This window comes from Butyrivibrio sp. TB (genome assembly GCF_900110805.1).
Lineage (GTDB): Bacteria > Bacillota > Clostridia > Lachnospirales > Lachnospiraceae > Butyrivibrio > Butyrivibrio fibrisolvens_C.
Genome location: NZ_FOER01000015.1, coordinates 68,382 through 92,465, shown reverse-complemented (window position 1 = coordinate 92,465; position 24,084 = coordinate 68,382). Strand labels below are relative to the sequence as shown.

The following is a 24,084-nucleotide window of genomic DNA, read 5'->3' as shown; positions in this document are numbered from 1 at the left end:
ACGTTGCGAACGTTTCAAGTACATCACTGTACTTGAAATATGTTTGGCATTCGTAGTATGAGGTTTAGTGTGAAAAATTGTATCGATATAACAATTTTTCACACGGCTATTTGATACGAGCCCAAATAGCCATTATGGCAAATCCAAATCTGATATTCATATTGCCAGACTCGCACAAGTGCTCGTCATGAAGGAATAATATGAACAACTTTCATTCTAAGTATAACTTTATAGTGGCAGTCCTGGTAGCCTCTATGGTTTTGGGACTAATGTCTTGCAAAGCATTTAGAAACTCATCTATAGAGGTTATATTTGCTGACAATATTATTCAAATAGACTGCGGTGACAACTATACTATAAAAAGTGAACCGGATGATAATGGCATATATACTATAAAGCATAAAGAAGATGGAAAAAATATATTGTTATCTTTCTATACAGATGCAGATTTTAGCGCTCTTGAAGCTGATATGATGACCTGGACCAGAAAGGGTTATGTGACCGGAGTTTCTTTTTTATTTGATGCATCAGGAAATGGAAAGCTTGATTATAGCGGGTTTGATGGTACGACTTCATACTATAGGCAGGTTAGATACCTGGCAGGTACAGACATCTATGCCATATTAGATGCTGCGTCAACAGTAGACATGACAGAATTTGACCAGATAAGCATTGTGGTCAAGGAGATCTCAGCGCCTTTTGACCACTCCAAGAGAATCAATGAACTTGCCAATTATATGCAGAACTATGCAGGAACCAAAGCCAATATTGAAGAAGGTCAGAAAGCTTATGATGGAAGCTCTGCTGCAAGTGGTGATGGGGTATTAACAGATGCATCCGGCATTGGAACATCCCCTTTAGATAATGCCAACATAGATGAAAGTCTCTTGACATTGGACGGCGTTACAAGTGTGCTGGAAGAGTTTGGATATACTAGTACATCTAAAGAAGAGACTGATGATTATAAGACAATCCTATATACCAAGGCAGGAAGTGCAACTCAGATAAGTCTTACGATCATGTATGATCTTTCGCAAACAGATGATCGTTACAGGGATGAGCTTTCATCAACAGGATATGACAAGGTTCCAAATCCGGTAGTAATGCGCGTTCCAAATGATGAAGGATATGCAAGGTACTATGCAGCAATGCATGATGATGACGCAATACTTATAATATATACAGATGATGCAGATGAGTGCAGCAGGATCTGTGCAAGGTTTGGACTTGTATATCAGGCAGATTCTGATGCTTATGATGAGATAACCTATGGAGAAGAACCGGCAGTCCCTGCAGAAGGCGTGGTAGATCTGTCCCTTGAAAAATACAGAGCAGTAGCATCCTATTTTGGAATAATCGATGATATCTCCGAAACTCTTGATGATGGCAATATAGTGGGTGGAGATTTCATGGACGGGACGACTATGAGCCATGCATATGTGGATTCCAGATATGTTCAGGCGACATTTGAAGAGATGCTTAAAGCTTATGGAATACAAGGCCCTAACCCATGCGTATTCAAGATGAATTCAAGATTTATAGTGATAGCATATGATACAGGTGGTAATATAATCATGGTGTCCAGTACGTCAGGAACAAGGCTTGCCAGGATATGCGGATATTTCGGACTTGATGTTACCAAGGATGACTAATGATGAGAATCATAAATAAAAAAGATGACTTGCCAAAAAGTTGCTTGGTATAATAATTGACAGGATCAGTTTTGGGTCTGATCCTGAAAAAACTATATAGGAGAAGAGAAGTATGATTTATGGTGGTATTGAAGCGGGCGGAACTAAGATGATATGCGTTATAGGCGATGAGAACGGCAGGATACTTGACAGGATGCAGATTCCTACCAAGACTCCCGAAGAGACTATGCCTATAATGATCGATTATTTTAAAGGCAAGGATATCAAAGCTCTCGGAATAGCATGCTTTGGGCCTATTGATCTTAACAGGGATTCTAAGACCTATGGTTATATAACATCTACGCCCAAGCTTGCCTGGAAGAACTATGACATAGTCGGCGCTTTCAAAAAAGAGCTGGGTGTACCGATAGGTTTTGATACAGATGTTAACGGATCACTCCTTGGAGAGATAACCTGGGGATGTGCCAAAGGCCTTACAGATGCTCTGTATCTTACTATAGGAACAGGTGTCGGTGGCGGAGTTATGGCAGGTGGCAAGCTCCTGCACGGCATGCTCCATCCTGAACTAGGACATATCAAAATGGCAGTAGCAGATGGAGATACATATAAAGGCAAGTGCCCATACCACGGAACCTGTTTTGAAGGAATGGCAGCAGGTCCTGCTATTGAAGACAGATGGGGCAAAAAAGCTGTAGAACTTGCAGATGATGATAAAGTCTGGGACCTTGAAAGTACATATATAGCTCAGGCTCTGTGCACATATATCCTGACACTTAGCCCTCAGATCATCATCCTTGGCGGAGGAGTAATGCATCAGGAGCAGCTCTTTCCACTTATAAGAAAAAAGGTCCTGGAGCAGCTAAACGGATATATTGTAACCAAAGAACTTAAAGACATAGATAACTATATAGTTCCTGCCAGCCTAAACGATGACCAGGGAATAATGGGATCCATAAAGCTTGCAATGAACGCAGATATCTAATTTATTGAAACTTCGCACTTGCCAAACATACGCCACCCTTTGAGGCAGCGCCGATGCGGATAGTTTATAATGCATTTTCATATCTTGAAGGTGTTATAATTCAGGGCATGATATCTGGATTTTTATATTCTAGGGTCTGAAACTCGCTTCGCTCAGACATGCAGACCCTAAGAAGAATATAAAAATCCATCTCTCATGCTCCTGAATTTTATAACATCTTCAAAAGATATGAAAATGCATTATAAACTATCCGCATCGGCGCTGCCTCAAAGGGTGGCGTATGTTTGGCAAGTGCGAAGTTTGAGAAAATTAATCGATTAAAATTAAAAAAGCTTATATCTATCAGATTCGGCATGATAATAATGCTTAATAAGATGGATATAAGCTTTTTAACATTTTGACAGTTTTCAAAAACAATAGATGCTAACACAAGCGAAGATTATATTATAATATAATCATAGAAAATAAAAGGGAAGCAGCGCATAGAATCGTTCCTTGGAATCGGTAACTTGAAATTTGGGACTATAACAAATGAAATCAAAAGCTGATTTTATTTGTTATAGTCCTGAAGGCAAAGCCCCTACTTATCGTAAAGCCATGCGCAGCCATACTGTTAATAACAATTATTAAGCAAAAAGACGAGGTATTTTTATGATCGATCAGGAAATGAAACAGGCCGTTCTTGACGGCTTTGCAAAAGAATTTGGCGATAACGAAGGCGTTAAGTGCTACTTTGCACCGGGCCGTGTAAACCTTATAGGAGAGCACACAGATTATAACGGCGGTCACGTATTCCCATGTGCACTCACAATCGGAACGTACGCCGCTGCCAGAAAGAGAGATGACCGCGTAATGCGCTTCGTATCTCTTAACTTTGACGGTTCAAGACGCGAGACATCCCTTGATGACCTTGTTCCAAACGATCCCAAGGCTGGCTGGACCAATTATCCCAAGGGCGTTGTATGGGCTTTTGAAAAAAGAGGAATGAAGCTTGAAACAGGCTTTGATATGGTTATCATCGGTAACATTCCTAACGGATCAGGCCTTTCTTCATCGGCTTCACTTGAAGTTCTGACAGGATTTGCTCTTCGTGATATGTACGGGTTTGATGTGCCTAATCAGGAACTTGCTCTTATCGGCCAGGATGCAGAGAACAATTTCAATGGTTGCAACTGCGGAATCATGGATCAGTTTGCATCTGCCATGGGCAAAAAAGATAATGCTATTTTCCTTGATACGGCAGATCTTTCATTTGAATATGCTCCGATCCATCTTGATGGAATGAAGATCGTAGTAACTAACACTAACAAAAAGCATAAACTCACAGATTCTCAGTACAATGCAAGAAGAAGTGCATGTGAACATGCTCTGTCTCAGATGCAGACAGTTTGTGATATCAAGGGACTTGGAGATCTGTCTATTGAAGAGTTCGAAGCTCACAAGGATGTTATCACAGATGATGACGAAAGAGTAAAGGCAAGGCATGCAGTATATGAGAATCAGCGCACACTTGATGCTGTAGCAGCTCTTAAAGCAGGTGACCTTGAGAAGTTTGGTAAGCTTATGAACGCTTCTCACGTATCCCTTCGCGATGATTATGATGTAACAGGTATAGAGCTTGATACTCTTGCAGAAACAGCTTGGAAGGTAGACGGCGTTATCGGTTCACGTATGACAGGCGGCGGATTTGGCGGCTGCACTGTTTCTATTGTCAAGGATGATGCAATAGAAAGTTTCAAAGAGCAGGTTGGCAAGGCTTATAAGGATAAGATCGGCTATGACTGCACTTTCTATATCGTATCAATCGGTGACGGACCGAGAGTTATTGAGTGATATTCATCAGACTTAGCTACAACATAAAACATTCTTGAAGATCATTTCAAGGATGTTTTATTTTCAAAAAAATCTTACAGTTTTATCATGAGGTGACAAATAAAATGATAGATAAAAATATTATAGACCTGGTTGCTTATGCATATCGTACAGGCCTTATAGAAAAAGAAGATATAGTTTACTCTCTCAATACAATACTTATGCAGTTTTCTCTTACAGAACTTGAGGGAACAGAAGATGATGTTATTAAAGAAGCAGAAAGCATTGATCAAAAGAAGATTGATGACGGAACATATCTTGAAGATACAATGAAAGTTCTGTGTCAATATGCAGCAGATAATAAGATCATAGAAGGAACAACACCTGCCTATACAGACCTTTTCGATACAAAACTCATGGGTATACTTACACCAAGACCAAGCGATGTTATAGGCAAGTTCAAGGATCTTTATAAAGAGGATCCTATTAAGGCTACAGACTGGTACTATTCTTTTTCCAGAAATACTGATTATATAAGAAAATATAGAATCGCTAAAGATGTGAAATGGGTAACACCTACAGATTATGGCAACCTTGATATCACTATCAATCTATCAAAGCCTGAGAAAGATCCCAAGGCTATCGCAGCTGCAAGAAATGCTAAGCAGTCAGGATATCCCAAGTGCCAGCTTTGCAGAGAAAATGAAGGATATTCAGGAAGACTTGACCACCCGGCAAGAGAAAACCACAGGATCATACCGGTCACTATCAATAACAGTAACTGGTTCTTCCAGTATTCACCTTATGTATATTACAATGAGCACTGCATAGTTTTTAACTCACAGCATGTACCTATGAAGATAGAGCATGCAACATTCTGTAAGCTATTTGATTTTGTTAAGCAGTTCCCTCATTATTTTGTTGGCTCCAATGCTGATCTTCCTATAGTAGGAGGATCTATCCTTTCACATGATCATTTCCAGGGCGGACATTATGACTTTGCAATGGCCAAGGCACCTGTGGAGAGGACATTTACGGTTAAGGGATTTGAAGACGTAGACAGCGGAATAGTTAAGTGGCCGATGTCTGTAATTCGTCTGTCAGGAGATGATACAGACAGGATCATCGCTCTTGCTGACAAGATCCTTGAAGCATGGCGCGGATATAGTGATGAGGAGGCATTCATCTTCGCAGAAACTGATGGTACACCTCATAATACCATCACACCGATAGCCAGAATGCGTAATGGCAGATATGAACTTGATCTTGTCCTTCGTAATAATATAACAACAGATGAGCATCCTCTTGGGGTATTCCATCCGCATGCACAGCTTCATCATATCAAGAAGGAGAACATCGGACTTATTGAAGTTATGGGACTTGCAGTTCTTCCTGCACGTCTTAAGGATGAGATGAAGAGCCTTAAGGATGCTATACTTAATGGGCGTGATCTTAGAAGCGATGAAGTCCTTGAAAAGCATGCAGACTGGGTAGATGAGTTTTCTAAAAACTACGACAAGATTGATGCTACCAATATCGATACTGTAATTCAGGATGAGATCGGTAAAGTGTTTATGCATGTCCTTGAAGATGCCGGAGTATATAAACGGACACCTGAAGGACAGAAAGCTTTCGACCGTTTTGTAACATCATTGAATTAATAGAATAATGAGCCACGGGGTGATATGAATCCCTGTGGCTCATTGTAGGAGCGATTATGGTTAGAAAAACTAAAGCGGTAATGGATAGAGTTAACGTCGTATGTGAGCGTCTTGATAACGAGTATGGCACAGATACGCGTACATATCTTGATCATAGGGATGCATTTGAACTTCTGATAGCAACTATACTTTCAGCTCAGTGCACTGACAAAAGGGTCAATATGGTAACTCCATCTCTTTTTGCCAAATATCCTACAGTACATGATTTTGCAACTGCCGATGTTAAGGAGCTTGAAGAAGCGATACATTCTATAGGCTTCTATCATGCCAAGGCAAGGAATATAATAGGCTGCGCCAGGAAGCTTGAAAGTGATTTTGAAGGAGAAGTTCCCAGAACTATAGAAGAGCTTACATCGCTTCCGGGAGTTGGTCGTAAGACTGCCAATGTCATAAGAGGCAATATCTTTGAAGATCCCAGTATCGTTGTAGATACGCATGTTAAGAGAATTTCAAAAAGACTTGGGTTTACAGATTCTGATGATCCTGTAGTTGTAGAACAGGACCTTATGAAGATACTACCAAGGCAGAACTGGATCAGGTACAACATACAGATAATCTATCTGGGACGTACTATCTGTAAGGCACCAACGCCAAGGTGCAGTGAATGCTTCTTGAAAGATATATGTCCTAGTTATAAATAACTGCACTGTCCAAATGGGATGTTTGCCAATAATCACCCGGCTTCTTTAACAAGATATTCTTCGATAGAATCTTTGTTCATGGATTTGAGCTCTGCGGCATAAGGCTGCAGGGCTTTTATTTTGCTGATCGCTTCAGCCTTGGTCAGTCCCAGATGATTTTTGTAGATATCACATAACATATGATAGGTTTCTGATATGTCGCACTTAGTAGATACTGAGAATTCAAGAAGTGATACGACGTCGCTGTACAGACCTTCTGCGTACAGAACGTCAGCCCATTCCTGCAAAGTCTTGATCAAAGTTATATAACTTGCATCATATTCCATAAGCTTAACTATATTGGCGGCGCCGTACATAAGCTTTAGGTCAGTATTGGTTATACCGGTAAGGTTCACGATCTTTCTGGTATCCTTGGCAAGGTTTCTGATAGTATATTCCATATGGTCTATCTCTTTGTGGCCTGTAAGGGCGCCAAAAGGGAGCGTTTCCAGAGGGATGGAGATATAATCAAGGTCTTTAAGACTCTTAGCTGGCGCAAGATCAGCTTCCTTCTCCCTTGCAAGGAAACTCTGCTGACCGGTCATTTTCTTGGAATCCTTGTGCATCTCATATCTAAGCCACGCACAGAAGATGATGAAGAGAAATAAAAAAGTTGGAAAGCCAATATTATTAAACAAGTTTCCGTTCCCCCAAAAAGTGGTATAATGACGTGAGGATTATTAAGTTACATTCTATATATAATATAACACAAGGGTTAAGGGAGTTGACAGCAAATAGATTACTCCCTATAAAGAGGACTATTATGAAGAAAATTGTGATTGGTTTAGCCTTTATGGCTGTGCTTATCTTGGCTCCATCAATGATAGCGCAGGCTAAGACACAGGCTAAAATCCCGAACGGAGTTACTATTGGAAGTGTAGATGTTTCAGGTATGACACATGATGAAGCCTATGCAGCAGTTTCGTCATACATGGATACATTATCTAGTGCAAATATCACCTTAAAAGGTGCAAGAGATGAAGATGTAGTTACAGTAACAGCAGCAGATCTTGGTCTTACCTGGACCAATACTGATGTAGTGGAGAGTGCCCTTAATATAGGAAAAGAAGGTAACGTAGTTCAGCGTTACAAGCAGCTCAAAGATGTTGCCAATGGCGGCGTAGCACTGGATCTTGAATACGCTTTTGATGACACCATGATAATGGATGTATTTGCAGGAAAGTGCGATACATTTAACGTAGCTGAAGTTGACTACGGTCTTACAAGAGAGAATGGAACTTTCAGCGTTGTAGATGGTAATACAGGATATGAACTCAATCAGACAGCTTCTATAGAACTTCTTCAGAACTATATAACAGATGGCTGGGACGGATCAGACTTTGATATCGCTCTTTCTGTAGATGTTACAGAGCCTAAAGGAAGCGCAGAGGAACTTGCCAAAGTTGGAGACGTTCTTGGAACATACTCAACCAGCTATAAAACTTCCGGAGCAGCCAGAAGCGGCAATATTTCAAATGGATGTAAACTTGCAAGTGGCATAACTCTATATCCCGGTGATGAGTTTTCTATGCTTGAGAATATCACACCGTTTACAGAGGCTAATGGATATTTTCTTGCAGGATCATATCTTCAAGGACAGGTAGTAGAGAGCTTTGGCGGCGGAATCTGTCAGGTTTCTACTACATTGTACAATGCAGTACTTAGAGCAGAGCTTGAAGTTACCGAGAGATATAACCACTCCATGATAGTCAATTATGTTGATCCTTCTGAAGATGCTGCTATAGCAGAAAATGGCGGCAAGAACTTCAAATTCAAAAATAATACCGACTATCCTATCTATATAGACGGATATACTACTTCTAGTAAAACTATTACATTTACTATATATGGCGTTGAGACAAGACAGGCTGGAAGAGTTGTAAGTTATGAAAGCGAAGTTCTCGAAACAACCGTTCCTACCACAGATACATTTGTACTTGATTCATCTCAGCCTGTAGGTTATGTCAAGGTTACACAGTCAGCCCATAACGGTATCAAGGCGCAGCTTTGGAAGATAGTCACAGTTGATGGCAAAGAAGAAAGCCGTGAAGTTGTCAATTCCAGTACCTATACAATGGTTCCAAGGATCGTTGCAGTAGGAACAGCAGGCGCTGATGAGAATGTCCTTGCACAGATCAATGCAGCTATAGCAACAGGTTCATATGATCAGGTAGTAGCTACAAGTAATTCGATGGCAGCTGTCATAGCAGCTCAGAGTCAGCAGATAGATCCTGCTACGGGGCTTCCGATAGATCCTGCAACAGGCCTTCCTGCTACTACAGATCCAAGTGTGGCAACACCTGATGCAGCGGCTTCCCAGCAGACAGATACTACAGGAAGTGAAGCGCAGAGCGCAGATGGGACAACAGGCTGATGAGAATTGGTAAGATCACAGAGAATGTCTTAAAAAGATCTGTATGGAAGCAGATCCATAATGGCAGATATAAAAATGGCGCAGCAGGATATACCGACTGCGCCTGTTTTGGAACTAATGAGATAGACACAGATGCACGCAGAAACAATAATAAGGAAAATCCATCTGTAAATCGTAACGACTTCAAAGGCAATGAAATATTGTCATCAGTTCATACAGTGACTGCTGATGTAAAGCACTGCGGCAAATATGCTGTTGCCTGCGCCTGCAACAATATCTTTGCAGGAGGTGGGCAGCCAAAGCAGGTCTTATTATCCATAACACTTCCCAAGGACTGCGAAGAACAGGTACTAAGGCAGATCATGAAGGATGCCGAGGCTGCTGCTATATATAATGGAGCTGAGATCGCAGGAGGACATACAGAAGTATCAGAAGCTGTTAATCACCCCCTTGTAACTGCTACTGCAGTAGGATATAAAGATGTGATTTCAGATAATAAGTCAATCTCCGTATCAGATGAAAGCAAGGGACAAGTGGCAGATACGATAATAAAGCCTGATATGAGGTTAAAGAATGCAGCAGACTGCGATATAGTCGTTACCAAATGGATCGCTCTGTCTGGATGCGCTATGCTTTCTGAAGATAGGAAAGACAAGATCATAGAAAGGTATCCATCTTTTATCATAGATGCAGGAACATCTTTTGGCGGTATGGACTATCTCAGCATTAAAGATGATGCTCGTATTGCCAGGGAAAACAAAGCTGTATGTATTCACGACGTATCAAGCGGCGGAATATTCGCAGCCTTGTGGGAACTTGGACAGATGACAGGATGCGGTATGGAAGTGAATCTTAAGGCTATACCCATAAGGCAGGAGAGCGTTGAGATCACGGATGTATTTGATGTTAATCCATACCTTCTTGCATCAGCAGGGGCGCTTCTTATAGCGACTAGAGATGGTTTTCTAATGGTAGATGCTTTAGAAAAAGAAGGAATACCATCAGCTATCATAGGTAAGCTCACCAGTGGCAATGATCGTATCATTATAAATGAAGATGAGACAAGGTTTCTGGATCTGCCTCAAAGTGATGAGATTCATAAGATATTTTAATGATCTGCAGTAATTTTGCTATATAGTCATAGACTTTTTGACATTAATTTCACTGCGTAATCATAGGCATTTTTTGCATATGCAAAAGCATGGAATAATTATACATTTTCTGTTAATATACTAAAAAATAATGAATAAAACATAATAAGTAAAAGCATAACAAACTTGTTATGGCCGCTGCTGCGGCAGAAAGGATAGACATGGCCCTTAGAGAAGAGATTTTATCAGTCATTGAAAAAAACAGCCGAATCGGCATAGACGAGCTTTCAGCCGCGATCGGCGCTGCGGAGATAGATGTCGCCAATGAAGTCAAAGCTATGGAAGATGAAGGAGTCATCTGCGCTTATCATACTATGATAGACTGGTCCAAAACCTCTATAGAGAAGGTCATGGCCCTTATTGAAGTTAAGGTTACACCTACAAGAGGTATGGGATTTGATTCTATATCAGAGCGTATCTATAAGTTCCCTCAGGTTTCAAGTCTGTATCTTATGAGCGGATCTTTTGACCTTATGGTCATCGTTGAAGGCAAGAGCCTTTTGGAAGTTGCCAATTTCGTTAATACCAAGCTTGCAGTACTTGATACCGTTCAGAGCACAGCCACACACTTCATCCTTAAGAAGTACAAGGATCATGGAACGATACTTACTGCCAAGTACGAAGATACAAGAGAGAAAGTCTCTCCGTGAGGTATTTACGCATATGTAGTATCTGTATGCCTATAGCAGGCATATAAGGTGCTTCATATTACATACAATGAAGGGATGGATATAGACCATAATGAGAAATCCGTTATCAGATAAAGTTATAGATATTAAGCCATCAGGCATCAGAAAATTTTTTGACATAGTTCAGGATATGGACGATGTAATATCACTTGGTGTAGGCGAACCAGATTTTGATACGCCCTGGCACATCCGTGATGAGGGTATATACTCACTTGAAAAGGGTAGAACCTTCTATACATCTAATTCAGGCCTTAAAGATCTCAAACAGGAAGTCAGCAATTATGTAAAAAGGTCTCAAGGTATAACCTATGATCAGGCAAGCCAGGTATTCATAACAGTCGGAGGTTCTGAAGCCATAGACCTTGCAATGAGAGCTATGGTCAATCCGGGAGATGAAGTCCTGATCCCGCAGCCATCATATGTATCTTACGAGCCCTGTGCTATCCTTGCAGATGCAGTGCCTGTTATCATCAATCTTAAAGAAGAGAATGAATTCAGACTCACAGCAAAGGAACTTGAGGATAGTATCACAGACAAGACCAAGATCCTGGTGCTTCCTTTTCCTAACAATCCTACAGGAGCTATCATGGAGAAAAGCGACCTTGAAGCTATAGCCAAGGTTATATTAGAGCATGACCTGTACGTGATATCAGATGAGATCTATTCTGAACTTACCTATAAAGAGAAGCACGTATCTATCATCTCCATTCCTGGCATGGCAGAGAGAACCATCTATATCAATGGTTTCTCCAAAGCCTATGCAATGACAGGATGGAGACTTGGATATGCCTGCGGACCTACTAATATCATACGTCAGATGATCAAGATCCACCAGTTTGCAATAATGTGCGCACCTACTACGAGCCAGTATGCAGGTGTAGAAGCTCTTAGAAACGGCGACGAAGATGTAGCTGTTATGAGAAAAGAGTACGATAGAAGGCGTAAATACCTTCTTCATGAATTTGATAAAATAGGTATAGATTGCTTTGAACCATACGGAGCATTCTATGTATTTCCTAACATCAAGAAGTTCGGTCTGTCTTCGGATGATTTTGCAATGCAGCTTTTGGAAAAAGAAAGACTTGCGGTAGTCCCTGGAACGGCTTTTGGCGACTGCGGTGAGGGATTTATAAGAATATCTTATGCGTACTCACTTGAAGATCTTAAGAAAGCTCTTGAGAGGCTTAAGCACTTTATCGACGGACTTGAAAGATAATATAGTAATTCTTATCATCCATTGTTATCAGCAAAAAAAGCGGAACCTTATTTAAACAATAAGGCGCCGCTTTTTTTTTATAAATTTTAGTATTCAACTCTTGTATCAAAGAGATTGGACTCAAACAGTCTGTTGAAACCAAGCCATCCGGGCTCGGTTGCATTCTCTCGTATCTCTTTAAAGGTTTCCATCTTGGCATCTGTATCATCTGCCATGTTAAGAGCTACAGCTTCCATAAGGACAGGCTTCTTGGGTGATCCGTATTCAAGCTGACCATGGTGAGCGAGGATGCAGTGCTCAAGCTCCTGATCCAGAAGAGTTGGGAAACCATCGATCTGTCTTACAAGATCATGTATCATCTGAGCACCCATTACTATATGGCCCATGAAGTTACCGCAGTCTGTATAGTCATTTTCAGGGAATGCAGACAGCTCCTTGGTCTTGCCTATATCGTGGCAGATAGCTGCTGTTATGAGAAGGTCCCTGTTAAGTGATGCATATGATGTGCAGTAATAATCACACAGCTTTGCAACGCTAAGAGTATGCTCTAAAAGTCCGCCGATGAATCCGTGGTGTACGGACTTGGCAGCAGATGACTTACGAAATGCTGCTATGAATTCCTTATCTTCTACAAAGAGCATATCTAAGATCCTGTGAAGATACTGGTTCTTGACACTGGCGATCAGACCAAGGAGTTCTTTGAACATCTCATCATTATCTTTAGAAGAAACAGGCATATAAAGAGCTTGATCATATTCACCTTCACGGCAGATGCGGGCTCTCTTGATATTAATCTGAAGCATTCCGTTGAAGCTTGTTGCTTCGCCGCATACTTCGATGAAGTCTTTGGAATCAAAATCGTCAATTCCTGCACTGTTAGGATCCCAGATCTTGGCGTCTACACATCCAGTCTTATCCTGGAGGATGACATTGTCATAAGGTTTGCCGTTTTTGGTGGTAGCAGGAGTCTTGCTTTTACAAAAATAGATATCCTGTATTCTGTCACCTGGTTTCATGTCTTTTATAAATTTCATATCTGTAATACCTTTCCAAAGGCCGGACTATGCCAAAGCCCTAAGTAATAATAATATTCCGATAATAGCAAGTCAATTGTAAGAAATGCCGATTCTCTTTATTTGGTAGGAGCATCCTCGAGAGTAGCTGACAAGGTAAGCTCTGTATAATCATCAGGTGTTTGCCTCATTACGGTTATTGATACGCTGTCTCCTGACGACCTTGCATATAGAAGGCCGAGAAACTGGCTGTAAGATGTAACTTTTTCGCCGTCAATCTTGGTGATGATGTCTCCGCTTTGAAGACCGCAGTCCATTGCAGGAGACCCGGTTTCTATCTTGCTGACATATACGCCGCTTGGAAGAGTTCCGTCTTCTGTAAGATAAGACGGAATATCGCCTGCGTGTATTCCAAGATATGGAGGAACTATTCCGTTAGACAGGTTCTGGATCAGGTTTTTGACATCAGATATACCGATAGCGGATATAAGATTTTCAAGCCCTGTGTCGTTATAGGACATATCTATGACACCAATAACGCTTCCTTCAAGATTTATTATGAACCCGCTGGCAAGAGGACTGGCATATATATCTGTAGTCATAAGTGTGTACCTGCTGTCAGTAAGATCCAGAACTCTTCCGGTAGAAGTGATCATGCCATAGCAAAAAGACTGTGGAGTTCCGGTAGGTGATCCTATAGCGATAACAGGTGTGCCCTGAAGTCCGGCTGTAAGAGACGTACCAAGAGTAGCAGCAGCGATATTGTCCTTGGTATCTTCAGGAATATCGGTATTGGATACACTTATGATACATAGACCTGTAATATGATCGGTTGATTTGATAACCGCACTTACTGCATTGTCATCATAGAATGATACCATGATGGTCTCAGCGCCGCTTAGATTACTGCTGTCTGCAAGTATTAGAGTCTCAGAATCTGTTATAGCGACTATAAGTCCTGAGGTTGAGGCCTCTCTGACAAAAGAATCATTGATAAAATCAGTATCGGAAGTTGCGGCAGTTACAGTTACGATAGAAATCTCTGCGGATGTAGCGACTTCTTTTAATGAATTATAGATTGATGCATAGTCAGAAGATGACAGGCTAAGGGAACTAAGGGCAGCAGCAACTTCTTTTTCTGCAGCTTCTGTAACACTTTCATTGACGGAAGCCTGAGCACTTGCGGCATCGGCAGCAGCCTTCTCTTCTTCACTTGCGATAAGGTCTTCGCGCTGTATCTCATCACTTACAGTTTCTTTGGGAAAAGAAACTTCAGTTTGTGACTTGTTGGATGATCCTATCTGATTGCTAAGTAGTGGCTGTAACAAAAGGAAAGTGCAGCAGGCAACAATTCCGAATATGATAGCCATTACTATGGTTGTAATAGTACGTCTTAAAAGCTTCTTGGAATTAATAGGACGGGATTTGATCTTCTCCCTCATAAAATCGGTATTAGCAAGTGGCTGACCTTCATCGTCAGTTGCTTCGATATTATCTAAATCCTCTAAATCCTGGCTTTTAGTATCCGTTTTTTTGGAATCTTTATTTGGCATAATGCGGCCTCCTAAGCAGTAATATAGAAACATTTTATCACATTTGGAAGGTGTTGATTATTAAGGTTAAAAACTTGCCGATAGAACTGTGTTAGGCTATTATAGAATATGTTAGATAATTGGGGAATTGTGCATTTATAGGCGGTTTATGTAATGAATGAGAAAGTTTTAAAAGTACTTGAATACGACAAAATAATTGAAATGCTTGTAGCGCAGGCAGGTTCTGATCCGGGAAGAAAGTTATGCAGAGAGCTTCTTCCTATGACGGATATAGATGAGATAGGTAAGGCACAGATCAATACAGCTGATGCAATTGCCAGGATATTTCAGAAGGGCTCGACTTCTTTTGGCTCCAATACTGATGTATCAGGATATGTCAGAGCTCTTAAGATAGGCGCATCACTTGATGCTGCGGCTCTTCTAAAGATAGCTTCTATGCTTGAAAATGTTGCAAGAATCAAAAGCTACGGAAGACGTGATAAGGAGGAGACTCCTTCTGATTCACTCACAGATATGTTTGAGGGGCTTGAGCCTCTTACACCTATATCAAGGGAGATCAGAAGGTGCATTATATCAGAAGATGAGATTGCTTCTGATGCAAGTCCTGCGCTTGCTCATATAAGGCGTAGTATTGCTCTTACAGGTGACAGGATTCATGATAAGCTTAATTCCATGGTCAACGGATCCATGCACAGCTATCTACAGGACAATGTTATAACCATGCGCGATGACAGATACTGTCTGCCTGTTCGTGCTGAGTTCAAGTCTCAGGTATCAGGTATAGTGCATGATCAGTCATCATCAGGATCAACTCTTTTTATAGAGCCTCAGGCAATAGTAGAGCTCAACAACAAGCTTCGTGAGTTCATGCTCGAAGAGCATAAGGAGATTGAGAAGATCCTTGCAGAGCTCTCTGCTCAGACAGGTGATTATGTACAGGCACTTATAGACAATGCAAAGCTTATGACAGAGCTTGATTTTATTTTTGCAAAGGCATCTCTTGCCCTTTCCATGAATGCTACAACTCCTGTCATGAAGAAAGATCACAGCTTCAATATAAGAAAAGGTCGCCATCCGCTCATTGATAAGAACAAGGTAGTTCCTATCGATGTGTACTGCGGCGGTGATTTTAATATGCTGATAATTACAGGTCCTAACACTGGTGGTAAGACTGTAACTTTAAAGACAGTAGGTCTTCTGACACTTATGGGACAGTCGGGACTTGCTATACCTGCAGGTGACAGGTCAGAGCTTTCAGTATTTGATGAAGTGTATGCGGATATAGGTGATGAGCAGTCTATAGAGCAGTCTCTATCTACATTCTCATCGCATATGACCAATGAAGTTAAGATACTAAATGAAGCCAATGAAAATTCACTGTGTCTGTTCGATGAGCTTGGTGCAGGAACAGATCCTACTGAGGGCGCAGCTCTGGCTATATCTATCCTTAATGACCTTCATAAGCGCGGCATCACTATCATGGCTACAACTCACTATGCTGAGCTCAAGGTATATGCCCTGTCTACAGAGGGAGTTAAGAATGCAAGCTGCGAATTCGACGTTTCAACGCTCAGACCTACTTACAAGCTCCTTATAGGTGTTCCGGGTAAGTCCAACGCTTTTGCGATATCTTCTAAACTTGGTCTTCCGGACAGGATCATAGAAGCTGCCAAAGAGCAGATCGGAAGCGATGATAAGAGATTTGAAGATCTTCTTGCAGATCTTGAGAAGAACCGTGTACTTGCAGAAAAAGAGCGTACTCTTGCAGAAAGATACAGACTTGAGCTTTCAGAGCTTAAGAAATCTTATGAGAAAAAAGCTGACAAGCTCGATACTACACGCGAAGAGATCTTGAGGCGAGCTAACGAAGAAGCAAGGGATATCCTTGCTGATGCCAAGAAAGTTGCGGATGATACTATAAAGAGCTTCCGTAAAGCAGGTAAAGATGCAGGAATTCAGGAACTTGACAGAGAAAGATCCAAGCTCAACAAACATATCTCTGATAAGAATCAGAAGCTCTCTGTAGCTGCAAGTGATAAGGATAAAGGTCACAAGATCCTTAAGGAGAGCCAGATAAGGCTTGGTGACAGCGTCAAGATCGTATCCATGGGACTTAAGGGAACTGTATCAACAATGCCTGATAAGTCCGGCAATATGTTTGTTCAGTGCGGTATCATACGCACCAGAACCAATATCAAAGATATAGTTCTTGTAGCTGACGAAGAAGAAAAGAAGATCACTAAGAAGTTCAAGATGGATGCGTCCACTTTTGAAAATAACAGATCAAAGGGCAGAAAACTTGATCTGTCCAAGGGACGTGATATACATCATGAAGTCAACCTGATCGGAATGAATTCTGATGATGCGGTTCATGAGATGGAGCAGTATCTGGATCAGGCATATATGTCACACCTTCCAAGTGTACGAGTAGTGCATGGTAAGGGATCCGGAATATTAAGACAGGCTGTTCAGCAAAGGCTCCGTTCGATTCCGTATGTTAAGAGCTTTAAACTCGGCGAATACGGCGAAGGTGATTCCGGTGTTACTATAGTGACTTTTAAGTAAATTACAGACAGACAAAAAAGGGAGAATGAAATGGTTAATAAGCAGAAAATATTGATCGTAGATGATGACAGCAATATCGCTGAGCTCATCTCTCTTTATCTGGTAAAAGAGTGTTATGACACTCAGATAGCTGGTGATGGAGAGAGCGCTCTTGAAATGTTCAAAAGTTTTCAGCCGGATCTGATACTCCTTGATCTGATGCTTCCCGGCATAGACGGATATGCAGTATGCAGAGAGATAAGAGCAAAGTCTCAGGTTCCTATCATAATGCTGTCAGCCAAGGGAGAGGTCTTCGATAAGGTACTGGGCCTTGAAATGGGCGCAGACGATTATATGGAGAAGCCCTTTGATTCAAAGGAACTTGTAGCAAGAGTCAAGGCTGTCCTTAGAAGGACCAGAATGGCTCCTGCCCAGAAGGAAGAAACTGATGATAAGGTTGTAAGCTATCCTGACCTTGAGATCAATATGACCAACTATTCCGTGACTTATAAAGGACAGAGAGTTGAGATGCCGCCCAAGGAACTGGAGCTTCTGTACTTCCTTGCAGCATCACCTAATCATGTATTCACACGTGAACAGCTTCTGGATCAGATCTGGGGATATGAGTACATCGGTGATACACGTACCGTAGATGTGCATATAAAGAGACTTCGTGAGAAAATCAAGGATCATGAAAAGTGGAAGATAGCTACAATCTGGGGCATTGGCTACAAGTTCGAGAGTGTTTAAAAACACTCTCGAACCCCACATCTAAAGATGTGGTACATGAGCCACATCCTGCGGATGAGGCATTAGTACAAATTCGAAAGTGTATAAGAATAGATAGATGAAGCGTACAATATATCTTAAATTCTTAATTGCATATGTGTTGTTTGCTGTATTTGGGTTCATAGCTGTGGGTACTGTTATATCCAACATGACCATGGAGCACTGCAGGAGGGCAAGGGCTGAGAGTCTTTATTCAGAGGCTACTCAGATTGCCAATACCTATGCTACTGACCTTTATAACAGTGACACTACTATCTCCAGAGTTCAGACTCAGCTTATAGATCTGTCAAGATATATGCAGGCAACGATCTGGATCATCAACCCTTCAGGACGGCTTGTTATAGACTCCAGCAGGGTTCTTGATGAGAATACGGAAGTTGTTGTAGATGGTTTTGATCCGACAGTTACTGGTGGGACATACTATACAGTCGGAGACTTCTTTGGAACTTTTCCGGAAGAGGAACTGTCTGTATTTGCACCTATTACTGCCAATTACAAGGTAAGAGCATATGTTGTCATACATACTCCTATGAGTGCTATTAAGACAGAAGCCAATGAGCTTTTGAATATCTCATATCTTCTTCTTATAATCCTGTTCCTTCTGTCTGCTATCATTCTTATATTTTTTACAGAATTGGTATACATACCTCTTAGGAAGGTTACGACAGCTACGGAGCAGTATGCTGCCGGCAATATGGATTATAAGTTCACCCTGGAATCTGATGATGAGATAGGATATCTGGGCGCTGCCGTATCCTACATGGCAGGAGAGATCGCAAGATCAGAAGAGGATCAGCGCAAATTCATCGCCAACGTATCCCATGACTTCAGGTCTCCACTTACGTCTATAAGAGGATACCTTCAGGCTATGATAGACGGAACCATACCACCTGATAAGCATGAACACTATCTTCAGGTTGTACTTAATGAGACAGACAGACTTACCAAGCTTACCAACGGACTTCTGACCCTTAACAATATCGGAAGCGGCATGATGCTTGAAAAGGCTGAGTTTGATATTAATAAAGTCATAAGAGATACTGCAGCTACTTTTGAAGGAACCTGCAGATCCAAGATGATAGCTATAGAACTTGTCCTTACAGATGAGCAGATGATAGTACTTGCAGACATGGGCAAGATCCAGCAGGTCCTTTATAATCTTATGGACAATGCCATCAAGTTCAGCCATAACGATTCTGTTATCAAGATAGAAACCACTGAGAAGAAGAACAAGATCTTCGTATCAGTCAAGGACTCAGGAATAGGAATTCCCAAAGAGGATCAGAAGATGGTCTTCGAGAGATTCTATAAATCCGACCTTTCAAGAGGCAAGGACAAAAAAGGCACAGGACTTGGCCTGTCTATTGTAAAAGAGATCATCAAGGCACACGGTGAGAATATCAATGTGATCAGTACAGTTGGTGTCGGAACCGAATTTGTTTTTTCCCTGCCCAAGGCCAAGGTCATGGATGAAGATATTGTGTGAGGCAGTGCGATTGGTAGCCGAGGAATATGATAATCTTTTTGCTACCTATCACTTCGCCTGAATTGCGCGGAAGGATTATTATATTCCTTGAGCACCAATAACATTGGTGGTATAGGCGTGATTAGTGAAAGGATTTTATTTATGAACAAAAACGAAAAAGCCAGATTGTACAAGAAGGACGATCTGCTTACAGTTGAAATTACAGATATAGGAAATGACGGAGAGGGCATAGGCAAGATAGACGGCTATACCCTCTTTATTAAAGATGCGGTAATTGGCGACAAAGTAAAAGCCAAGATCATGAAGGCTAAGAAAAATTATGCCTATGCACATCTTGAAGAAGTCATAACGCCTTCCAAAGACAGGGTAAAACCAAGATGCCCCATCGCAAGGCAATGCGGCGGATGCCAGATCCAGAACATGTCTTATGAAAGCCAGTTGAAATTCAAACAAAGCAAAGTCAGAAATAATATAGTAAGACTTGGCGGCTTTGATGAGAAGGAAATAGACTCTATCATGGAGCCTATCATAGGTATGGACGATCCCTTCAAATACAGAAACAAAGCCCAGTTCCCCGTTGGAAAGGATAAAAACGGCAAGATAGTAACAGGCTTTTATGCAGGACATTCTCACAACATAATCCCTAATACGGATTGCATCATTGGCGTACCTGATAATAAGGAAATCCTCGAGATCATAATAGCTCATATGGAAAAGAACCATATAGAGCCATATGATGAAGTAACAGGTAAGGGCCTTGTAAGACATATCCTTATAAGAAAAGGCTTTGTAAGCGGCCAGCTCATGGTATGCCTCGTTATTAACTATAAGAATAAAAATAATACTGAGAGTATATACATCAAAAATCAGGATGAGCTTATATCAAAGCTTTCATCTATTGATGGAATGACCAGTATATCCGTAAGCATCAATATAGAAAAAACAAATGTAATAATGGGAACTGAGATTCACACTATCTGGGGACAGGATACCATCAAAGATACCTTATGCGGTCTTGAGTTTAATATATCACCCCTGTCTTTCTATCAGGTTAATCCCGTGCAGACAGAAAAACTCTACGGCCAGGCAATTGAATACGCTGGCCTTACAGGTAACGAAACAGTGTGGGATCTTTACTGCGGAATAGGAACCATCACTCTGTCTATGTCCAAAAAGGCTAAACAGGTATATGGCGTAGAGATAATCCCTCAGGCAATCGATGATGCTAATGACAATGCAGCAAGAAATAATATTTCTAATGCGAAGTTTTATGTAGGAAAAGCTGAGGAAGTACTCCCTGATTTTTATGAAAAGGAATCTGAGAAAGATAGCTCTTCAAACGCACTTCATCCCGATGTTATCGTTGTTGATCCTCCAAGAAAAGGATGCGATCAGATGTGCCTTGATACCATGCTCAAGATGGCTCCAAATAGGATCGTCTACGTCAGCTGTGATAGTGCAACACTTGCTAGAGACTTAAGAATACTTTGCGACGGAGGCTATAAGCTTGAGCATGTACGCCCTTGCGATATGTTCCCGATGAGTGTTCATGTAGAGACCGTATGCCTCTTGAGTAAAAAAATGTGAAGATTTGATAATGTATGTATATTGCAAGAAGATACAGATGATAGTGAACTACTCCGACTTAATGCTACGCATTTGAAGTCGGAGCTTCCTGCTTCAACCACTACTGCATTGGCTACGATGATACGCAACTCAATGTCTTACACAATGTCCACAGGCGTATAAGTTAGGGCTATTCCATCCCTACTGTATATTTAATTTTTAAGCTACCGCAAAAGATTCGTTTAGTATACGTAATCCCTCACGTAAGATATTAATAGCAGCGTTCTGGTCACGGCTTATTGTAAGACCGCAATCACATTTCATTGTGCGAATTGTGAGATTTTTCATCTCAGGATGTATCTTTCCACAACAATGGCATATTTGTGATGATGGAAACCACTTATCTACTTTTACAAGATATTTGTTTCTTTCTGATAACTTATATTCAAGCATTGACAGAAACATACCGTATCCATTATCAAGAGTAGCTTTGCCATTACCAAAACCTTTATTTGACATAGATTTCATGTTCAGAGATTCTACGCATACAACATCGTACTGATTGGCTATCTCAGTAGATATTTTATGCAGATTATCTAATCTCTGATTAGCGATATGTCTATGTATTTTGTTTTCTTTACGGAGTTGCTTTAGGTAATTATTGGATTTAATTTCATGCTTTTTAGAGCCTTGCATACGTGACAGCCTACGTTGTGATTTAGCAAGCTTATCATGGCTTTCACGATAGTATTTATGATTTGTACCAACGTTACCATTATTATCTACATACAAACCGTCAGAAGCATAATCTAGACCAATACAGTTATTCGTGTCTGCTACATAGGTATTTATACTATCTGCAATCTCAAACAATACGGAAATATAGAACTTTCCATCAGATTCCTGTGATACAGTAGCTGATTTGACTATCCAGCTATCATTAGGCTTACGATGGATAACTGTCTTCACATGACCGATTTTAGGGAGTCTAATGCTGTTATCAGTAATGGCAACAGTACCATGCTGATTGTTTGTAGTATATGACTTACGGCTGCGTTTTGCAGATTTGAATTTAGGAAATCCGTTGTTTTTCTTACGGGATTTGCTAAAGCGGTTCTTGAAAGCGCTTTGTAAGTTTAGTTGTACATTCGCTAAAGCAAGACTGTCTACTTCCTTGAGATATAGATAATCCTTTTTGTATTTGGCAGGTGTTACAGTAACAAACTTACCTGTAGACTTATAGCTCTCAATTTTATCGGAAAGCATGAGATTATAGACCTTGCGGCAACAGCCGAAGGTCTTGGCAAACATAACACTTTGTTCAGTTGTAGGATATGCTCTATACTTAATGGCTCTGTTTGTCATCTTTCTTACCTTGGGATTGTATATATTGCTTGATAATATCTATGGTAGCACCGCCTGTGGTCAGCAGACAAAAACTCTGTGACCAGAACATCTCTTTCCAAAGAGATTTACGTATCTGAGGAAACTCTTTCTTGATAAGTCTGCTGCTTGCAGATTTATACGCATTAATAAATTTACTTATCTCTGTGTTAGGGTGTCCTCGGAATAGGATATGTACATGGTCAATATCATGATTCCATTCCTCTAACGTAATGTTATACGTAGGGGCAATCTTCTCAAATATTTCTTTGAGACGGATTGAGATTTTGTCATCTATCACCTTATTGCGGTACTTTACGCACATGATAAGGTGATAATGCAACATGAACACTGAATGATTATTATTATCTAATTTCATAATATTTATAACCTTTATTATACATACGACTGATTTACAATTAGATTATAATATCATCAGATACAAAAGTCAAGAAACGCCGTGTTTATCGCAATTCATCCCACCACCTATAGAGGTGGGGGATTTCTTGCTCACGGCGTGTTAAAAAGATACCCAATAAAAAACTGAGTGCTTATCACACTCAGTTTTTTATTCTTTCTACGATATCTTCGATAGTAAAGGTTTTCATCTCATCATAAGCATAGAAATGGCCATCTTCTCTATCAAAACTGTAACCATAACTATACAATAGGCAGTCACTTCCTACAAAAAAGAGGTTTTTGTATTCATAGAAATCTACTTCTGTATCCCAAAATGCGAAACGATGATATCCAACAATTTTATATCCATTATATTCTATAACATCTTCTTTGCTTGGTAATACACCAAGCTCTCCCGCGAATTCGGCAGCGTATAATAACCCCAGTGGAACCTCTATCATAGGCATTGGGAAGAATGTAAAAATTAGGGCTATAGCGATTAGAATTGAAAGAATTCCTTTTGCTATTTTGTTTTGCGATCTATTATAAAAATCAAAAATTCCCCATATAAATATCAAAAAACTACTTCCAAGCCAAATGCAATTGATCCAGGCTCTGAACATTAATCCGAACAGTATTAAAATGATTCTGGTTACAAAAAATAATACAAATAATGATATGCCGATAAAAAGTTTGTTTTTAAATAATTTCTTCATAGTCGGAAGTATATCATATAGTATGGTTAGAGGGAAGAATTTTATTGGTATATTTAGCATTCGAAAAATTTGATGATGATTTTATGTTTGAACTTTCGGATGAAGAAGTGGAATATTTGCGGTGAAATTTTTGTACCGCAAATGTAGATAGCATATAATTGATGCAGCTAAAGGTTGGTATCGCTTTGAATCAAGATTTGCATTGCCTGTATATGGAGATAATGGTGAAGTTGAAAGATTCAATGTTTATCATATCTATCTGATTGTGAGACATGATCAAAATGGTAAGAAGTATCTTTATGACCTAATAAACATAAAAAAAGAAACGAACAACCCGCTTGGCTGTCATTAATGACAC

At 40.5% G+C, this 24,084-nt stretch carries 19 protein-coding genes; 13 read left to right on the top strand and 6 right to left on the bottom strand.

Annotation, left to right across the window (positions count from 1 at the left end; all coding sequences use genetic code 11):
* The first annotated feature begins 200 nt into the window (after window positions 1-200).
* The 5 genes from BMX21_RS11295 to nth all read left to right on the top strand — a co-directional run bounded on the left by BMX21_RS11295 (window position 201) and on the right by nth (window position 6,808).
* Entirely contained in the window at window positions 201-1,652 is a 1,452-nt protein-coding gene (locus BMX21_RS11295) for a hypothetical protein (protein WP_092044368.1), read from the top strand.
* 112 nt (window positions 1,653-1,764) lie between these two features.
* A complete protein-coding gene (locus BMX21_RS11290; RefSeq protein ID WP_092044365.1) occupies window positions 1,765-2,634 on the top strand; it encodes an ROK family protein in 870 nt (289 codons plus the stop codon).
* A 651-nt stretch (window positions 2,635-3,285) separates the two neighbouring features.
* Entirely contained in the window at window positions 3,286-4,467 is a 1,182-nt protein-coding gene (locus tag BMX21_RS11285) for a galactokinase (protein ID WP_022755256.1), read from the top strand.
* A 104-nt stretch (window positions 4,468-4,571) separates the two neighbouring features.
* Window positions 4,572-6,107 carry a UDP-glucose--hexose-1-phosphate uridylyltransferase gene (gene galT, locus BMX21_RS11280; RefSeq protein WP_092044362.1) on the top strand — a complete coding sequence of 512 codons (1,536 nt, stop codon included), beginning with the start codon at window positions 4,572-4,574 and terminating at the stop codon, window positions 6,105-6,107.
* A 56-nt stretch (window positions 6,108-6,163) separates the two neighbouring features.
* Window positions 6,164-6,808: an endonuclease III gene (gene nth / locus BMX21_RS11275; protein WP_092044359.1), complete on the top strand. Its 645-nt coding sequence runs from the start codon at window positions 6,164-6,166 to the stop codon at window positions 6,806-6,808.
* A gap of 32 nt (window positions 6,809-6,840) precedes the next feature.
* On the opposite strand, the gene BMX21_RS11270 is transcribed toward nth, so the two are convergent.
* The gene (locus tag BMX21_RS11270) at window positions 6,841-7,485 is read right to left on the bottom strand and encodes a hypothetical protein (protein ID WP_092044356.1); all 645 of its coding nucleotides are present in this window, start codon (window positions 7,483-7,485) and stop codon (window positions 6,841-6,843) included.
* A 125-nt stretch (window positions 7,486-7,610) separates the two neighbouring features.
* Here BMX21_RS11270 and BMX21_RS11265 point away from each other — a divergent pair, with 125 nt between their 5' ends.
* The 4 genes from BMX21_RS11265 to BMX21_RS11250 all read left to right on the top strand — a co-directional run bounded on the left by BMX21_RS11265 (window position 7,611) and on the right by BMX21_RS11250 (window position 12,277).
* Complete coding sequence (locus tag BMX21_RS11265; protein ID WP_092044353.1) at window positions 7,611-9,221, top strand: VanW family protein; 1,611 nt, start codon at window positions 7,611-7,613, stop codon at window positions 9,219-9,221.
* On the top strand, window positions 9,221-10,333 hold the full coding sequence (locus BMX21_RS11260; protein ID WP_092044350.1) for an AIR synthase related protein: 1,113 nt from the start codon (window positions 9,221-9,223) through the stop codon (window positions 10,331-10,333). The genes BMX21_RS11265 and BMX21_RS11260 overlap by 1 nt, the downstream gene beginning before the upstream one ends.
* Before the next feature lie 200 nt (window positions 10,334-10,533).
* On the top strand, window positions 10,534-11,022 hold the full coding sequence (locus BMX21_RS11255) for an Lrp/AsnC family transcriptional regulator (RefSeq protein WP_022755249.1): 489 nt from the start codon (window positions 10,534-10,536) through the stop codon (window positions 11,020-11,022).
* 91 nt (window positions 11,023-11,113) lie between these two features.
* Window positions 11,114-12,277, top strand: a complete 1,164-nt coding sequence (locus tag BMX21_RS11250; protein WP_092044348.1) for a pyridoxal phosphate-dependent aminotransferase — start codon at window positions 11,114-11,116, stop codon at window positions 12,275-12,277.
* A gap of 86 nt (window positions 12,278-12,363) precedes the next feature.
* On the opposite strand, the gene BMX21_RS11245 is transcribed toward BMX21_RS11250, so the two are convergent.
* Together BMX21_RS11245 and BMX21_RS11240 are read right to left on the bottom strand one after the other, a co-directional pair.
* The gene (locus BMX21_RS11245) at window positions 12,364-13,311 is read right to left on the bottom strand and encodes a 3'-5' exoribonuclease YhaM family protein (RefSeq protein WP_092044345.1); all 948 of its coding nucleotides are present in this window, start codon (window positions 13,309-13,311) and stop codon (window positions 12,364-12,366) included.
* 98 nt (window positions 13,312-13,409) lie between these two features.
* Window positions 13,410-14,843: a S1C family serine protease gene (locus BMX21_RS11240; protein WP_027215976.1), complete on the bottom strand. Its 1,434-nt coding sequence runs from the start codon at window positions 14,841-14,843 to the stop codon at window positions 13,410-13,412.
* Window positions 14,844-14,996: 153 nt separating this feature from the next.
* On the opposite strand from BMX21_RS11240, the gene BMX21_RS11235 reads away from it, so the two are divergent.
* From BMX21_RS11235 to rlmD, 4 genes are all read left to right on the top strand, one after another.
* On the top strand, window positions 14,997-17,408 hold the full coding sequence (locus BMX21_RS11235) for an endonuclease MutS2 (RefSeq protein WP_092044342.1): 2,412 nt from the start codon (window positions 14,997-14,999) through the stop codon (window positions 17,406-17,408).
* A 30-nt stretch (window positions 17,409-17,438) separates the two neighbouring features.
* On the top strand, window positions 17,439-18,137 hold the full coding sequence (locus BMX21_RS11230; RefSeq protein ID WP_022755244.1) for a response regulator transcription factor: 699 nt from the start codon (window positions 17,439-17,441) through the stop codon (window positions 18,135-18,137).
* Between the two features lie 97 nt (window positions 18,138-18,234).
* Complete coding sequence (locus BMX21_RS11225) at window positions 18,235-19,662, top strand: HAMP domain-containing sensor histidine kinase (RefSeq protein WP_092044339.1); 1,428 nt, start codon at window positions 18,235-18,237, stop codon at window positions 19,660-19,662.
* A 141-nt stretch (window positions 19,663-19,803) separates the two neighbouring features.
* A complete protein-coding gene (rlmD, locus tag BMX21_RS11220; RefSeq protein WP_092044336.1) occupies window positions 19,804-21,249 on the top strand; it encodes a 23S rRNA (uracil(1939)-C(5))-methyltransferase RlmD in 1,446 nt (481 codons plus the stop codon).
* Between the two features lie 198 nt (window positions 21,250-21,447).
* Here the strand turns inward: rlmD and BMX21_RS11215 are convergent, their stop codons facing one another.
* The 3 genes from BMX21_RS11215 to BMX21_RS11205 form a co-directional block, all read right to left on the bottom strand.
* Complete coding sequence (locus tag BMX21_RS11215; protein WP_092044333.1) at window positions 21,448-22,593, bottom strand: RNA-guided endonuclease TnpB family protein; 1,146 nt, start codon at window positions 22,591-22,593, stop codon at window positions 21,448-21,450.
* Window positions 22,574-22,990, bottom strand: coding sequence for an IS200/IS605 family transposase (gene tnpA / locus BMX21_RS11210; RefSeq protein WP_092044330.1), 417 nt, complete (start codon window positions 22,988-22,990; stop codon window positions 22,574-22,576). Before tnpA ends, BMX21_RS11215 begins: the two co-directional genes overlap by 20 nt.
* 181 nt (window positions 22,991-23,171) lie before the next feature.
* On the bottom strand, window positions 23,172-23,726 hold the full coding sequence (locus BMX21_RS11205) for a hypothetical protein (RefSeq protein WP_143057249.1): 555 nt from the start codon (window positions 23,724-23,726) through the stop codon (window positions 23,172-23,174).
* Between the last annotated feature and the right edge of the window lie 358 nt (window positions 23,727-24,084).